Annotated in this window: 11 protein-coding genes and 1 rRNA gene; 3 read left to right on the top strand and 9 right to left on the bottom strand. The window is 57.4% G+C overall.

The genetic code is table 11. From position 1 onward, the window contains the following. Positions 1 to 3 precede the first annotated feature (3 nt). From HL45_RS15400 to HL45_RS15375, 6 genes are all read right to left on the bottom strand, one after another. Positions 4 to 999 (bottom strand): ribonucleotide-diphosphate reductase subunit beta, encoded by a 996-nt coding sequence (locus HL45_RS15400; RefSeq protein ID WP_049972088.1) that lies wholly within the window; start codon positions 997 to 999, stop codon positions 4 to 6. A 26-nt stretch (positions 1,000 to 1,025) separates the two neighbouring features. Further along, entirely contained in the window at positions 1,026 to 3,533 is a 2,508-nt protein-coding gene (locus HL45_RS15395) for a ribonucleoside-diphosphate reductase subunit alpha (RefSeq protein ID WP_049972087.1), read from the bottom strand. Continuing rightward, complete coding sequence (gene nrdR, locus HL45_RS15390; protein WP_049972086.1) at positions 3,530 to 4,060, bottom strand: transcriptional regulator NrdR; 531 nt, start codon at positions 4,058 to 4,060, stop codon at positions 3,530 to 3,532. Before nrdR ends, HL45_RS15395 begins: the two co-directional genes overlap by 4 nt. Before the next feature lie 329 nt (positions 4,061 to 4,389). Beyond that, positions 4,390 to 5,004 (bottom strand): class I SAM-dependent methyltransferase, encoded by a 615-nt coding sequence (locus tag HL45_RS15385; RefSeq protein WP_049972085.1) that lies wholly within the window; start codon positions 5,002 to 5,004, stop codon positions 4,390 to 4,392. A 169-nt stretch (positions 5,005 to 5,173) separates the two neighbouring features. Beyond that, complete coding sequence (locus tag HL45_RS15380) at positions 5,174 to 6,946, bottom strand: Rieske (2Fe-2S) protein (protein ID WP_049972084.1); 1,773 nt, start codon at positions 6,944 to 6,946, stop codon at positions 5,174 to 5,176. A gap of 63 nt (positions 6,947 to 7,009) precedes the next feature. Then, the gene (locus HL45_RS15375) at positions 7,010 to 7,606 is read right to left on the bottom strand and encodes an AsnC family transcriptional regulator (RefSeq protein WP_049972083.1); all 597 of its coding nucleotides are present in this window, start codon (positions 7,604 to 7,606) and stop codon (positions 7,010 to 7,012) included. 203 nt (positions 7,607 to 7,809) lie between these two features. Here HL45_RS15375 and HL45_RS15370 point away from each other — a divergent pair, with 203 nt between their 5' ends. Both HL45_RS15370 and hemE read left to right on the top strand, forming a co-directional pair. Beyond that, positions 7,810 to 8,007 carry a heavy-metal-associated domain-containing protein gene (locus tag HL45_RS15370; RefSeq protein ID WP_049972082.1) on the top strand — a complete coding sequence of 66 codons (198 nt, stop codon included), beginning with the start codon at positions 7,810 to 7,812 and terminating at the stop codon, positions 8,005 to 8,007. A gap of 91 nt (positions 8,008 to 8,098) precedes the next feature. Further along, on the top strand, positions 8,099 to 9,103 hold the full coding sequence (hemE, locus tag HL45_RS15365) for a uroporphyrinogen decarboxylase (RefSeq protein WP_049972081.1): 1,005 nt from the start codon (positions 8,099 to 8,101) through the stop codon (positions 9,101 to 9,103). Positions 9,104 to 9,198: 95 nt separating this feature from the next. On the opposite strand, the gene hemG is transcribed toward hemE, so the two are convergent. From hemG to HL45_RS15345, 3 genes are all read right to left on the bottom strand, one after another. Further along, positions 9,199 to 10,509 (bottom strand): protoporphyrinogen oxidase, encoded by a 1,311-nt coding sequence (gene hemG, locus HL45_RS15360; protein WP_233274806.1) that lies wholly within the window; start codon positions 10,507 to 10,509, stop codon positions 9,199 to 9,201. Next, the gene (gene hemH, locus HL45_RS15355) at positions 10,482 to 11,531 is read right to left on the bottom strand and encodes a ferrochelatase (protein WP_049972079.1); all 1,050 of its coding nucleotides are present in this window, start codon (positions 11,529 to 11,531) and stop codon (positions 10,482 to 10,484) included. The genes hemG and hemH overlap by 28 nt, the downstream gene beginning before the upstream one ends. An 864-nt stretch (positions 11,532 to 12,395) precedes the next feature. After that, positions 12,396 to 12,716, bottom strand: a complete 321-nt coding sequence (locus tag HL45_RS15345; RefSeq protein ID WP_049972077.1) for a winged helix-turn-helix transcriptional regulator — start codon at positions 12,714 to 12,716, stop codon at positions 12,396 to 12,398. Between the two features lie 1,060 nt (positions 12,717 to 13,776). On the opposite strand from HL45_RS15345, the gene HL45_RS15340 reads away from it, so the two are divergent. Then, a 16S ribosomal RNA gene (locus HL45_RS15340) occupies positions 13,777 to 14,010 on the top strand; the annotation flags it as partial.

Below are 14,010 nucleotides of genomic sequence, written 5' to 3'. Positions count from 1 at the left end.
GGCCTACGACCAGTCTAGCGACCCGCCGCTTTGATACTCCGTAACCTGCGTTTCGAAGAAGTTCTTCTCCTTGTTGAGGTCGGTCTGTTCGGACATCCACGGGAACGGGTTGTCGGTTCCGTACTGTTTGGGGAGGTTCAACTGCTCCAACCTGCGGTCGGCGATGTGTTCGACGTAGTCGGCGAACTGTTCCGCGCTCATACCGAGAATTTCGTCCGGGCAGGCCTCGTAGGCGTAGATTTTCTCCAGTTCGACTGCTTCGGTGATGAGGTCGATAACTTCGTCGCCGAACTCGTCCGTCCAGATGCCGGGGTTCTCAGTTCGAATTTCGTTGATGAGGTCGATGCCGAACCCGAGGTGAAGCGACTCGTCGCGCATGATGTACTCGAACTGCTGGCCGATACCGACCAACTTCGACTGGCGCTTCAGGCCGAGCATCATGGCGAATCCGGCGTAGAAGAAGATTCCCTCCATGATGACGTAGAAACCGATGAGGTCGCGGACGAATTCGCGCACGTCCTCGTCCGTCTCGATGGTGAAATCGGGCCGATTGATTGCTCGCGTGAGGTCAACGACGAACTCGTCTTTTTCCTCGATGGACGGAACTCGTTCGTACATTCCGTAGAGGTAATCAGGTTCGAAGCCGAGCGAATCACAGCAGTAGATGAACGTGTCCGTGTGAATCGCCTCCTCGTAGGCCTGTCGCAGGAGATACTGGCGACATTCGGGGGCGGTCACGTACTCGTACAGCGCGAGGACGATGTTGTTCGCGGTGAGCGATTCGGCTGTCGAGAAAAAGCCGAGGTTCCACTCGATGAGTTGGCGCTCGGCGTCCGTGAGGGCATCGCCATTCCACTGGGAAATGTCGTCCTGCATCGGGATTTCCTGTGGCACCCAGTTGTTGTTGACGCCCGCTTCGTAGTACTCGCGCGCCCAGTCGTAGTCGATTGGCAGTATCTTGTTCGGGTCGTGTTCCGCGTCGTTGTTGATAATCGGCATGGGTTGTGAAAATCGTCTGTCTCGGTTTACTGGCAGGCGTCGCAGGTGGGGTCGGAGACGGTACAGAGTTCGTTTTCAGCACTTTGCTGGTCGCCGGTTCGTCGTCCGCCATCTGTTTTGGCCGATTCGGACTGCGAACCGTTCCGGTGCTGACTCTTCCCGTACTCGGCCATGTCCAGCGTCGATTTCTCTATTTGGGACGCGCCGAGGGTTCGGAGGTAGTAGGTCGTTTTCAGGCCCAACTCCCACGCGGTTTTGTAGATGTCGTCGAGAAGCGTGCCGTCCGTGGACGGGAAAAAGACGTTGTGCGAAACCGACTGGTCAATCCACGTCTGGCGGTGTGCAGTCAGTCGGAGTTGATGACGCGGGTCGATTTCGAACGCGCCGCGGTACAACTCCTGTCGGCCGTCCGGGATTGCGTCGATTTCCTGAATGGAACCGTCGTGATATTTGATTCTGTCCACCATCTCCTCGTCCCAAAGGCCTTCTTCCTGTAGGTCTGCGACGAGTTGGTCGTTGATAATCGTGAAATCTCCCGACATGTTGGATTTCACGTAGAGATTCGAGTACAGCGGTTCGATGGAGGGCGTCGTCCCGTTGATGGTCGAAACCGTCGCGGTCGGCGCGATTGCCATCGTGTTCGAGTTCCGCATTCCGTGTTCTTCGACGTGTTCGCGGACGACGTACCAGTCGAGCGACTCTTCCCTCTCGGTCGGAATCGTTCGTCCGCGCTCGGATTCGAGCAGGTCAACCGTGTCCTGCGGGAGCAGTCCCCTGTCCCATTTCGACCCCTCGTAAGAAGGGTACGACTCGCGCTCTTCGGCGAGTTTCGAGGAGTTCAAAATCGCGTGATAGGAGACGAACTCCTGCCAGCGGTTCGACTTCTCGATTGCCTCCTCGGAGTTCATCGGTATCTCCAGTTCCATCAGCGCGTCGTGGAAGCCCATCGTGCCGAGTCCGACCGGTCGGTGTTGCATGTTCGAATATTCGGCTTGGTCGGTCGGATAGAAACAGAGGTCAACCACGTTGTCCAGCATCCGCATCGCGGTTTCGATGGTTTCCGCGAGATGGTCACGGTCGAGCCTCGCGGGCGAGTCCGCCCGCTCGGTTTCCGCGGAACTCCGTTCCGCGCTCTCACCTTCCGAAACGTGCGTGGCGAAGTTCACACTTCCCAGATTACAGACGGCGTGTTCGTCCTCGCTCGTGTTTAGGGTAATCTCGGTACAGAGGTTCGAGGAGTGAACCGTCCCGGCGTGGTCTTGCGGCGAGCGAACGTTGCACGGGTCTTTGAACGTTATCCACGGATGGCCCGTTTCGAACAGTCGGGTGAGCATCTTGCGCCAGAGGTCTTGGGCGTCAACTCGTTCGTATTGGCGGAATTGCCCATCCTCGGCCTGCTGTTCGTATTCGAGATATCGCTCTTCGAACGCTTCACCCGACAGGTCGTGGAGGTCGGGCACCTCGTCGGGACTGAACAGCGTCCACTTCTCTTCGTTTTCGACGCGCTTCATGAACAGGTCAGGAATCCACGCCGCCGTGTTCATGTCCGGCGTGCGCCGACGCTCGTCGCCCGTGTTGCGCTTCAGGTCGATGAACGCGGGGAAATCCATGTGCCAGCAGGCGAGGTAGCCACAGGATGCGCCGCGACGTTTGCCGGAGCGGTTGATGGCCGCCGTTACGTCGTTGCTGATGCGGAGAAAGGGCACGACGCCGGTCGATTCGACGCCCGTGGATTGGATGAGCGCGCCGCCAGCGCGGAGGTTCGTCCAGTCGTTGCCGAGGCCGCCGCTCCACTTCGAAAGCTGTGCGTGGTGTTTGTAGGAGTCGAAGATGTGTTCCAAATCATCCTGTACCGTCGTCAGATAACAGGAGGAGAGCTGTGGGTGGGTCGAACCGCTGTGGAACAGCGTCGGCGTCGAGGGCGTGAACTCCAGTTTCGAAAGCACGTCGTAGAACTCCTTGGCCCGTTTTTGCGGGTCGTCCTCTTCGATTGCGAGTCCCATCGCAACGCGCATCCAGAACGCCTGTGGCAGTTCGAGATGCTCGCCGTTCTCTTCGGTTTTGAGGAAGTATCGCTGATAGAGCGTCTCCATCGCCATGTACTCGAACTTCTCGTCGCGGTTCGGTTCGAGGTACTCCGCGAGGTTTTCGAGGTCGAATCGCTCGACGAGTCGGCTATCGAGTAGATTGATTTCGACCGCACGTTCGAGATTGGCGACGAAAGTGGCGCGGTACTCGCGGTCGAGTTCGTAGCCCGTCAGGTCGTCGCCGACAATTTCGCGGTAGTATCGCTGGCGGAAGACGCCCGCCGCGATGGTTTTGAACGCGGGTTCGCGTTCGACTCGTGCGGTGAGCGCCTGAAGAATCGCTCGATAGACCTCGTCGGTCGATGCGCCGTCGTAGAGGGTGCGCTCGATTTCGGTGCAGAGGTCGTCGCGCTCGTCGTCGGAGAGAATCGTTTCGTCGCCCGTGCGTGCCCGGTCGAGAATCGACCGGACGTCTTCGGTGGTCGTTGCGGTAGCGTGTTGGCTCATGTTGTATCGGATTGGTCGGTTAAATCGGCTGATTCGGTCAAATCGGTCGAATCGATTGAACTGGATGCATCGAGTTCGGAATCGAGAACCGCGTCGAGTTCGCGGAGGAACTCCTCCGGTTCGGAGAAGGCCTTGTACACCGAGACGAATCGGATGTACGCCACTTGGTCTAGCTCGCGCAATCGCTCGGAGACGAGGTCGCCGACCAGACTGGACGAGACGATTCGAGTCTCACGAGATTGCAAGTCGGATTCGACCGCTTCGACCAGATTCGTCACATTCTCTTCGGGTACGTGGCGCTTCTCGACGGCGTGGTCGATTCCTGCGCGCAGTTTCTCGGAATCGAATGATTCGATGCGTCCATCGCGTTTCTTGACTTGGAGGGAGTCCCATTCCGGACGCTCGTAGGAGGTAAACCGGAACGAACAGCGTTGACACTCGCGCCGTCGCCGCACCGACGTTCCGTCGGCGCTCGTTTCCGTGTCGATGACTCGCGTGCGCTCGTTCCCGCAGTCCGGGCAGTTCATAGTTGTCACTACGTGGGCCTCCAGCTTGAACCCCTCTATGTGGGGTGTCGATATTTTAGCCGCAATATGTGGTGTCTGGTCGTGTGTGTATAAAGGTTGCCCAATTAAATTGGAATAATACAACTACAATTGTATTACCTGTCCTCATGGACGAGGACGCATGTAAAATGAGTTGCGGATATGGATTTTTGGTACTGTTGGAAATCTCGGCAGATGATACGAACTGCATGATGAATATCGGGGAGACTGTTAGAGACGGTCGGAATTTGGTCTAAAATGGAGTGGCTCAATACATCGATAGATTAGAATCGTGTGCTGGTCACCAACGCTCAGACTCGTTCGATAACCGAGAGTAAACCGGGGAACGAGGTCTCGCGCGTCTCGAACGCCACTTCCTTCGTTTCCAAGACGCTCCATTTCCGGGCGAATGCGGAAGATACGTCGTCAGGAGTGAGAGGATTCGGCCCTCCATCCTCCGGGGCACCTGCACCAAATCCGATGAGGAACACATGGCCTCCTATCGAGACGATACCTGCGAGTTCACGGGCGTACTCCCCGCGCTGTTCGTTCTGAAATGCGTGAAACAAACCACTGTCCAGCACGGTGTCGAACGTTCCGATGTCGTCGGAGACGTCAAGTGCATCTGCGACCCGAAACGTCGCGTCGAGACCCCGTTCTTCGGCCCTCTCTCGTGCTTGTTCGATTCCCTTCTCGGAGAAGTCTATGCCCACGGCTGTATGCCCCTCCGCTGCTACCCAGAGTGCGTGCGTTCCGGTCCCACATCCAACGTCGAGGACGCGACCTGATAGCCCGTCACTCCTGACAGCGTTCACGAGGGCCGGCTGTGGCTCACCGATATCCCATGGAGGGGTGGTCTCGCTTTCGTATACCTCGTTCCACCACTGTGCCGGGTCGTTCACGTCGGATTCTGACTCGTTCGGCATGGGTTGGTACTCGATTCAGTCAAAAATGATAATCCTGTCGAAATGAAACGGACACTGGATGACCGTGCTGGTATCTGTTTGTAGATTCTCCACGCATTCCCGTGGATCCAAATGACGACCCCCGACAAGAACTATGGAACGAATATTCGCTCACTCGAATCGACCCCGCTCAGCTCGACTCGTGAATCTTTTCGCCCCGGTTCAGCCTATCCGCGATGACGTAGGTCTGTTCCGCCTCCCGGCGCGTCGGGAAGTGCGCGCCCATGTAGCGGGCCAGCGAAATCAGGGCCAATTCTTTCTCTTCCTCGTCCTCTCGCAGGTCGAACTGCGCAAACGAGGCTTCCAAGTTCTGTAACGTGTGGAATCCGGCATCTTCGCGGAGGAGTGCCCGACCGAGGGTTTCTTTCAAGTCGTCGGGGTCGCCGCCCGCCGAGAAATGCTCCGCGACGATTGCCCCGGCGGCGTTGACGTTGCCCTCCTCGTCGAACGTTTCCAGCAGTTCTTCGCGAAGGTCTTCGGGATTGGCGTCCGAGGAGTCGATGGTCGGCACGGGCGTCGGCGGCGTGTTCAAGAATCGGTCGAGGTAGACGCTCATCGCACCCGCGAGGACGCCGCGATAGAGCGCGATCGAACTCGCGCGTTTCGCGGCTTGTTGAACCGCGTTGTTGTAGGTGAGCGTGTGGTGGACGGTGTTCCAATCGCTGAACTCGTTCGCGGTGCCGAACTGGGCGACCCGCATCAGGGAGGCAAACGAAACCCTGTCCGCCAACTCTTCGCAGGTCGCCCCTGCCCGAATCGCGTCTTTCAGCGCGTCGAGAATTTCGTGCGGGTCGTCGGAGAGGAGGATTTCCGTGAAATTCTCCGGTTCGTTCCACGTTTTTTCATTGCCCGCATCGACCAACTTTCCGAGTTGGTCGAAACGGTCGAACAGCAGTTCAGCCAAATCAATCGGCTGCGTCCACGAAGAGAGTTCTTCGCTCCGCTGGGCGTCGGTCAGGCGCGGGATGACGCTCGGAAGAACGGTGTCGGCGTGTTCCCAGCCGATGTGGTCTAGCAGTTCGAGCGATTTGTTGACGAAATCGAAGCTGTGTCCGGCGTCGAGATAGAGGTGGTCGGTCGCCGCGGTGTACAGAATTTCCGCGACTTGCCCCGGTTCGAGGGTGGCAATCGCGGTTTGTAGGCAGCGCTCCGCACCGTCGCGGTCACGCACCTCGACGCAGTCACGGAACCATTTTTTAAGTCGGTCTGCCGAGACGTCTTCCGTCTCGAACGACGGTTGGTCGAACCGCGGTGATTCGCCCTGACAGTCAGAGGCCACGTGCCGCAGGCCGGTGTAGAGCGCCCGCTGTCTGTCGTCAGCTCTGAGGTCGGGGAGGACGTTCGCCATGCAGGAATGAATCGTCAAGCCCGAACTCCATCCCTGTTCTCGATACCGAGTGCCGAACGCCGCGCCGATTCGAAGCGGTTCCGAATCCGGAACGTCCGCGTTCGAGAGGCCGATAACTGATTTCGCCACCACGAGCCGAAGATTCTCTTCGAGGCCGGTTTCGAGTCGTCCCGTCCAGTGTTCTTCCGGTGGTGCGTCGCGTTTCGGTGCGATGTTCACGTAGACGTCGCCGTCGCGCTCCTCGATTGGGAACGCCTGCACGTCGTCGGCCCACGGGTCGAACGTGTCGCCGCAGGACAGTTCGAATCTGGCGTGATGCCAGTGACAGGTGAGGATGCCGTCTTCCACGCTCCCTTCGGTCAGCGGAAAGCCCATGTGCGGACAGCGGTTGTCCACCGCGCGAAATTTGCCTTCATGGTAGAACAGGGCCAACGACTTTCCGTTTCGGTTCACCAGCAGTCGGCCTTCCTCTCTGAGTTCGTCGGCGTCCGCGACGCGGACGAACGATTGGTCTGTACCCGGCTCACCCGAGTCGCTCGTTTCGTCTGTTGCCATGGATGTTGACTAGTCACACGGCATCAAAACGGTTCGCTGAAACGAATTATTGTATCTATTCTATCAGTTTGTCGCACCCTCTTGCAGACGCTCGTATCGGTCGGAGAACTGCGCCTTGCAGGACGAACAACAGAAGTGATAGAGTTCGCCCTCGATTCGGGTCGATTCACCTTCTTCCGTGACGGTGTTGCCGCATTCCACGCAGTCCGGCGCGAAATCGATAGTTCCGGGTTGTGGATTCCATTCGTCGTCCACGAGTAGTTGCACGTCGTACTCCCGAACCGCCTCTTCGCCGATGGCATTCGATAACAGTGTCTCGATTGCTTGCTCCTGCAAATTTGCCTTGCAGACGATGTGGGCGTCGGCAGTGACGAAGACGTGTTCGACGCCGTCGAACGACGCGAGTGATTCCCGAATGCCACCGACGTGACCGGGCTTGGCGTTGACGGTGACGAGGAGGGACAGTCCGTCGGAAAGGATGTCGTGATTCAAATCCGCGGTGAATCGGCGGATGACCTCGATTTCTTGCAGTCGCTCGACGCGGTCGGAGACGGTCGGCGGTGACAGACCGACTGTTTCGGCGATTTCGTTGTACGGACGGCGAGCGTCCTCTACCAACAACCGGATTATCTCCCGGTCGGTGTCGTCGAGTTGTCGCATTACACTCCCTTTGGAGTGGTAGAATAAAAACAGTTTTCGTTATCACACACCATTACCGGATTGACCTGTGTATTCCTCCATACCGGTTCAATTTCCGCTTATTTAATAAATGAATTATCCTCTGTTAGTAACCTGTGTTAAATTCTCCGGCTACTCTCACACCTTCCGAAACTGAAAAAACCCATGGGGAACGAGTAGCGTGCATGACAACCACGATTCAGGTGGATGGAATGAACTGCGGCCACTGCGAACAGAGCGTCGTCGATGCGCTGGAAGACCTGTCCGGCGTTTCTGATGCGAGCGCCGACCACGAGGCGGGAACGGCCACCGTCGAAGGTGACGCGGATACCAACGAACTGGTTTCCGTCGTCGAGGACGCTGGCTACGACGCCTCGGCGTAGTCGTTCGAAATTCGCTTTTCGATTTCGTATTTTTGCGACGAACGTCTTCTAGAGTCGAAATGCTTAGACGGTCACCGACCAATTTCGTCTCATGAGCGACCTGTTGGTTCGTGCGGCACGCGGCGAACGCACCGAGCGCCCACCGGTTTGGCTGATGCGACAGGCTGGCCGGTACATCCCGGAGTACCGCGATATCCGCGAACAGTACAGTTTCAAGGAGGCAATCAAAAATCCGGAAGTCGCGGAACGTATTACGTTGCTTCCGTGGGAATTGTTCGAACCCGACGGATTAGTGATGTTCTCGGACATTCTCACCGTCCTCGAACCGCTCGGCTTCGACTACCACATCGAAAGCGGCGTCGGCCCCGTCGTTTCGAATCCGGTCACGAGTCCGGACGACGTACCGACGGAGTCCGGCGACGTAACCACCGAAATCGACTATGTCGGGAAACTGCTCACCCGACTGCAGGACAGCGTCGGCGACCAGACGAGCATTATCGGCTTCGCTGGCGGGCCGTACACCCTCGCGTCCTACGTCGTCGGCGACGAACCGACTTCCCGAAAACCGATTCGCCGGTTTCGAGCTAACCATCCCGACGCCTTCCGCGACCTGTTGGAGGCGTTCACCGACGTGGTTTGTGAGTACGTCGAATATCAGGTCGAACACGGCGCGGATGTCGTTCAAGTGTTCGACACGTGGGCGGGCGTGCTGACGCCGGACGACTACCGGGAGTTCGTCCTGCCGCTTCACCAGCGCATTTTCGACGCTATCGACGTGCCGTCCATCGTCTTCGCGCGCCATCCCGGCGGCAAACTCGACCTGCTTCAAGAATCCGGTGCCGACGTGGTCGGATTGGACTGGACAATCGACATGGCTGACGCTCGGGAGAAACTGGGTGATACACCCGTTCAGGGCAATCTCGACCCTTCCTATCTGCTCGGCGACCCGGAACTCGTCCGAGAGAAAACCCACGAGGTCATCGAGAGAGCGGGCGATTCGGGACACATCCTGAACCTCGGCCACGGAATCGACCGAACCACGCCCGTCGAAAATGCGAAAGCGTTCGTTGACGCGGCGAAGGAAGTGGAGCGCTAAGGAGAACCGACTGCTAGTTCATCCGAATCACTGACTCGAACTAGCTTTGTTTTCGGTTATAAGTCTCCGCCGAGAACGGTTGGCGTGTTTCGTCCCTATTTTCGACCTGCTGGCCGAGTCGCGCGCGACTCGGCCAGCGCCGCCGCCACCTTCTTTGCTTCCCGAATCCGACTCGGAACGCCCATTCTGGCGGTGTAGTTCGTTGCAAGGTGGATTCCATCGGGTGTTTCGAACTCGTCGAGTGCGTCCCACGAGGTGTCGTAGGCCGGGAATCCTCGGCCGAGTCGGGCAACACTCACCACGTCCGCATCCGCGTCCATCACGTCGTTGAACTCTGTTCGCGCGATTTCGCCGAGCGTCTTCTCGCTTTCTTCGAGCAGTTCCGGGTTCTTCATTCCGCCGAGGAAAACCGTATACACTCCTTCCCTGTCGAACATGCTCGCATTCCACGAGACGCCGAGGGTATCGAGTCCTTCGTCGTGGCGCACCTGATAGCCGAATCCGTCGTGGTCGCAGTCGGCCCGGAGGTGAACCAGCGCGAGGGGGTTGTAGTTCAGGCGTGCGAGCGCATCCGCGGAATCGGCGAGGCCATCGAGGAGGTCGGCGCTCACTTCCGCGGCAGTGGTGAGGACTATCTCGTCCACGGCGAACTCTTCTGCGTCGGTTTCGAGCAGGTAGCCGTCATCCGATTTCCGAATTTCTGTGACCGCAGTTTCGAGGTGGACGTTTTCGGCGTGTGCGTCGTAGAGCGCTTCTGGAAGTCGCTGGACGCCGTCCTCGAACGAAATCGCGGGTGCGGACGTTCCGCCCGCCATCGCGCGCTTGAGAACCGGGGTGAGCAGGTCGCCGTACTTCTGTTCCATCAGGAGAACGCCGGAAAGCGCGTGCTTGACGGGCATCTCTTCGGGTTCGGAGCCGTAAATCCCGCCGAACAGTGGGCCGATGAGGTTTCTGTAGGCTTCCTCGCCGAACTTTCGGATGAACAACTCCGCCGCGGTTTCGTCGGGGTCTGCTGGGTCGGTTTCCCGTTCTTTCAGCACGTCGAGTTTGCCGCGCCACGAGAGCAGGTCGGTCGTGCCGAACTCCTCGATTGAGAATGGTGCTCGCCGGAGTTTTCCGTTGGCGTAGACGAACAGTTTCGTCTCTCCGGCCTCGATGACCTCGTCGTCCATTCCGAGGTCGGTGATGAGTTCATCGACCGGCTCTGTTCTGCGAAGTCGTTGTGGTCCCCACTCCAGCAGATAGCCATCGACTCGTCCGCTCCGGATGACGCCACCCGGTTCCGCCGCTGATTCGAACACGACGTACTCTACGTTCGCCTTTTCGAGGTGATGAGCAAGCGCGAGTCCCGTGATGCCCCCGCCGACGATACCGACCGTCATTGCTTGAATGGGGCGTTGAGACACATCGTGCCCGGCGTGTCCTTACACTGGCACTGGCGGAACTGGTAGTAGGATGGGTCGAAATCCGCGACGAACGGTTCTACGAGGTCGGCGAGGACGCCGGAAAATCGCTCGTCGTCGTGGGGAACCGGAACTCGGTAGAAATCCAGTCCGACCTCCTCTGCCTCCTCGCGGAGTTCGTCGTCCAGTTCCGAGAGCGTCTCGCTCTGTTCGTGCATGAAGCTGATTGGCTCGATGACGACGCGTTCTGCGTCTACTTCCGTAACTACGTCTTCGACTTCGGGTTCCGTCCATGGAATCCTCCGGTTGCCGTGGTTTTGAAAGCCGAGAGAGTAGGATTCGACGCCGAGTTCGCTAGCCATCACGGTACAGAACTCATCGACGTAGGTGTCGTAGCGACTGCCTTCGTCCAGATAGTGGGTTGGGGTTCCGTGCGCTGAAAAGACCAGTTCGGTGTCTTCGTCACCGAGGTCGAGTCCTTGCTCGTCGGCGTACTGCTGGATGTTGCCCGCTCGAATCCGGTTGTAGGTCGGATGTTTGTGCCAGCCGGTGACCTCGTGAACCGGAACGTCCCAGTCCAATTCGGCGACGGCGTCAGTCATCTCTTCGAGCGAAGCGACCGTTGTGGAGGCTCCACAGAGGGGATAGATGGGAAGCCCGACGAGTTCGTCCACGCCATCTTCGTGGGCTTGTTCCACCGCGTCGGCGATGAAGGGTTCGGTGAACTGCATGCCGACGTAGGTTTTCGCATCGAGGTTTCGTTCATCGAGTTCGGCCTGTAGCGCGTCGGCCTGTGCTTTCGCCTGCGGGTCGAGCGGAGAGCCACCGATTTCCTCGTATTCTTCGATAAGGCTCGACACGCGCCGTTCGGCGAGTTCGCGGGAGCGCTCGCGCGCCTCTTCCTCGGTGGTGTCGCCTTCCAAATCGGCGTTGTTCATGAAGATGCGCTCCAGATAACCGAGCACGTTCTCTCGCGTCGGTTTGGCCGGTTCTCCGAAGTTGAGTACGACGACGCCGGTTGTCATAATCGGTTCTCAGGACGGATACGCCGAATAGTTGTCGCTTTCGGAATGGGATTCGTTCGCACAGACTCTATTAGCCCTGCTGTAGGTGAATGTTTATCACCAATCCGTTACTACCAGTGAACCGATACCAGATGACACTGATGGATATTCTCGGGAGTATCGAATCCCGTGAGAAGACGCTCACGGTGTTCAATTCGGACGTTCCCAACACGCCTTCCAAGACATCGAGACTCATTTCGCGGTACAGAACGTCGCGGTTCGACAGGAGCAAACGGAGGACAGACTACCACGGGATTTCGCCGTCCTCCACAAGGGTGCAGAATATCTCGCTGCGTCTCCTCTTTCCGATCGCCGAGAGGCCCTCGCATTCGAAGGGAAACTGCTCGATACGACCGATTTCGACTCGCTTCCGCACCCCGAGGTGCTTACGCACGTTGACGATACCGTGTTTACATCCTACTGTAAGCGCCGAATGATTCTCGCGAGCGACTCTCGCTTCTGCGCGACTAGTGGAACCTGTACGAAAAAATCGTAGAATCGGGCTGTGAGGCACACGTCTACGGTTCCCTCGACTGTGACCTTCCGGAATCTTCGCTTGCGATTCACGCAACTGAGGAAAAAGAAATCAAACAAACGTGGTTCGTGGTCTTCGACGCCCCCGATGGAGCAACCGACTGTGCTCTGTTGGCGGAAGAGCGCGAACCGAACCGATTCTACGGATTTTGGACGTATGACTCCGACATCGTCGGCGAAATCCGCCCCCGTCTCCGGGAAGCCTACCCCTCGGCGAGGAGGCTACGCTATCATCTCGTTCGTAGCCCGATCGCAACTGCTCCACGTTCTCGCTCTGTGAGGTTTACGAAATTACAGCCACTCGTCGGCCCACGTTCCTATTTCGTCGAAAACAGGGGCGAGCGAATGTCCCTTGTCGCTCAAACTGTAGTAGGTCGCAATCGGTGCATCGGCCTCTGTTCGACGGCTGACGAACCCCATCTCGCCGAGGTCGTCGAGCACGCGTGACAGTGTCCGAGAACTTGCCCCCGTGGAGCGTTTGAGTTCGTTGAACCGCTTTTCACCGTCTTGGAGGTCGTGGAGGACGACGAGTCGCCACTGCGACCCGATTTGTTCGAACGATTCGACGACGCAACAGACGCTTTTCTCGTGGTCTGCTGATGTTGATGACATTCAGATACTCCGGTTACGGCTATATCCGTGAATCTATATATTGGTTCGGGTTCGAATCAGGTGACGAATTGATACTACAGTTTCTGGATTCGTGGATTCCAGCAGAACGCGCGCGAGCAGTTGTTCGGCATGACTGTTCTTCTTTTGGACGACTTTTGGCTGATTTTTGTGACGCGACAGAAGTAGATTCCCGAAAACGCTGTTCCGTTTGAGTTGGTACGAGGTATCCTCAGACCCGTACGTTCATTGTAACTGTATTCGGCTGAAATCCGTTGCTAAAACTCACTGAACGGAAATTCATCGTCCAATACATCTCTGATACAATATATTATAGTGTACTTTCGCACGCGTATGGAACCATTACAAACACACTGTCGTGGTCGTTATTCTGCGATTACCATGTGTGACGTGCTGAGACTTCCCAAAGAACATCTCATTCGACGGGCTTAAATGTATGCCTGCCATTCGTACAAATGCGAAGGTCGCACGGTGGTCTCCCATCGGGTGACCGCCTGACTCCCATGCCATCGCGGCTGAAAGTCGGAGTCGGGCGAAAGAAAACCCAATCCAATGCCCTTAAGTGTATAGGAGCATTCGGATGTAATGTCGGCGGCGTCCCGCGGTTTGGGACGCCCAAAACACATCCAATCCGGTGCCTTTAACTATACAAGGCGATTCGGATTGGATGTGACACGCGCCCTCGGCGACACTCGCCGAGGACGAGCGAAATCCGACGCCCTTAAGTACAAACGGGGCGTCGGATATGAACGCGAAGAAAGACTCCACACGCGATCTGCGAAGCGTTCAAACCGCTTCGCAATCTCGGACAACGAAGGTTCGAAGGGTTTAATACCCTTCTCCGCCTTCAATCAAGTCCGAAGGAAATGAGGATTCCACCCCTGCGGTCAGCCGTACACGATGGAATCTGATGTTAGCCCTGGTAGTTCGGTGACACCCGTCCAGATAGTTGGTTCGGGGTCGTCGAACGACGGACACATAGCACACAATGCATTACGCATAGTGTCTCCGCCAGACCCACCGAGCTTTATGCTCGGAAACCATTCCGGTTGATCCTGCCGGAGGCCATTGCTATTGGAGTTCGATTTAGCCATGCTAGTTGCACGAACTTAGATTCGTAGCGGAAAGCTCAGTAACACGTGGCCAAACTACCCTATAGACCAGCATAACCTCGGGAAACTGAGGCTAATACTGGATAACGCCCCCACGTTTGAACACAGGGGGCCGGAAACGCTCCGGCGCTATAGGATGTGGCTGCGGCCGATTAGGTAGACGG

Origin of the sequence: Haladaptatus cibarius D43 (genome assembly GCF_000710615.1) — an archaeon.
GTDB classification, from domain to species: Archaea; Halobacteriota; Halobacteria; order Halobacteriales; family Haladaptataceae; genus Haladaptatus; species Haladaptatus cibarius.
Note: the sequence above shows the minus strand (reverse complement) of the source record. Positions and strands in the feature narration are given on the sequence as shown.

Excerpts from the sequence above, each read along its gene's own strand:
- HL45_RS15400 (WP_049972088.1), bottom strand. The coding sequence starts at position 999 with ATGCCGATTATCAACAACGACGCGGAACACGACCCGAACAAGATACTG.
- HL45_RS15345 (WP_049972077.1), bottom strand. The coding sequence starts at position 12,716 with ATGTCATCAACATCAGCAGACCACGAGAAAAGCGTCTGTTGCGTCGTC.
- HL45_RS15370 (WP_049972082.1), top strand. The coding sequence starts at position 7,810 with ATGACAACCACGATTCAGGTGGATGGAATGAACTGCGGCCACTGCGAA.
- HL45_RS15375 (WP_049972083.1), bottom strand. The coding sequence starts at position 7,606 with ATGCGACAACTCGACGACACCGACCGGGAGATAATCCGGTTGTTGGTA.
- hemE (WP_049972081.1), top strand. The coding sequence starts at position 8,099 with ATGAGCGACCTGTTGGTTCGTGCGGCACGCGGCGAACGCACCGAGCGC.
- HL45_RS15395 (WP_049972087.1), bottom strand. The coding sequence starts at position 3,533 with ATGAGCCAACACGCTACCGCAACGACCACCGAAGACGTCCGGTCGATT.
- hemH (WP_049972079.1), bottom strand. The coding sequence starts at position 11,531 with ATGACAACCGGCGTCGTCGTACTCAACTTCGGAGAACCGGCCAAACCG.
- HL45_RS15385 (WP_049972085.1), bottom strand. The coding sequence starts at position 5,004 with ATGCCGAACGAGTCAGAATCCGACGTGAACGACCCGGCACAGTGGTGG.
- HL45_RS15380 (WP_049972084.1), bottom strand. The coding sequence starts at position 6,946 with ATGGCAACAGACGAAACGAGCGACTCGGGTGAGCCGGGTACAGACCAA.
- nrdR (WP_049972086.1), bottom strand. The coding sequence starts at position 4,060 with ATGAACTGCCCGGACTGCGGGAACGAGCGCACGCGAGTCATCGACACG.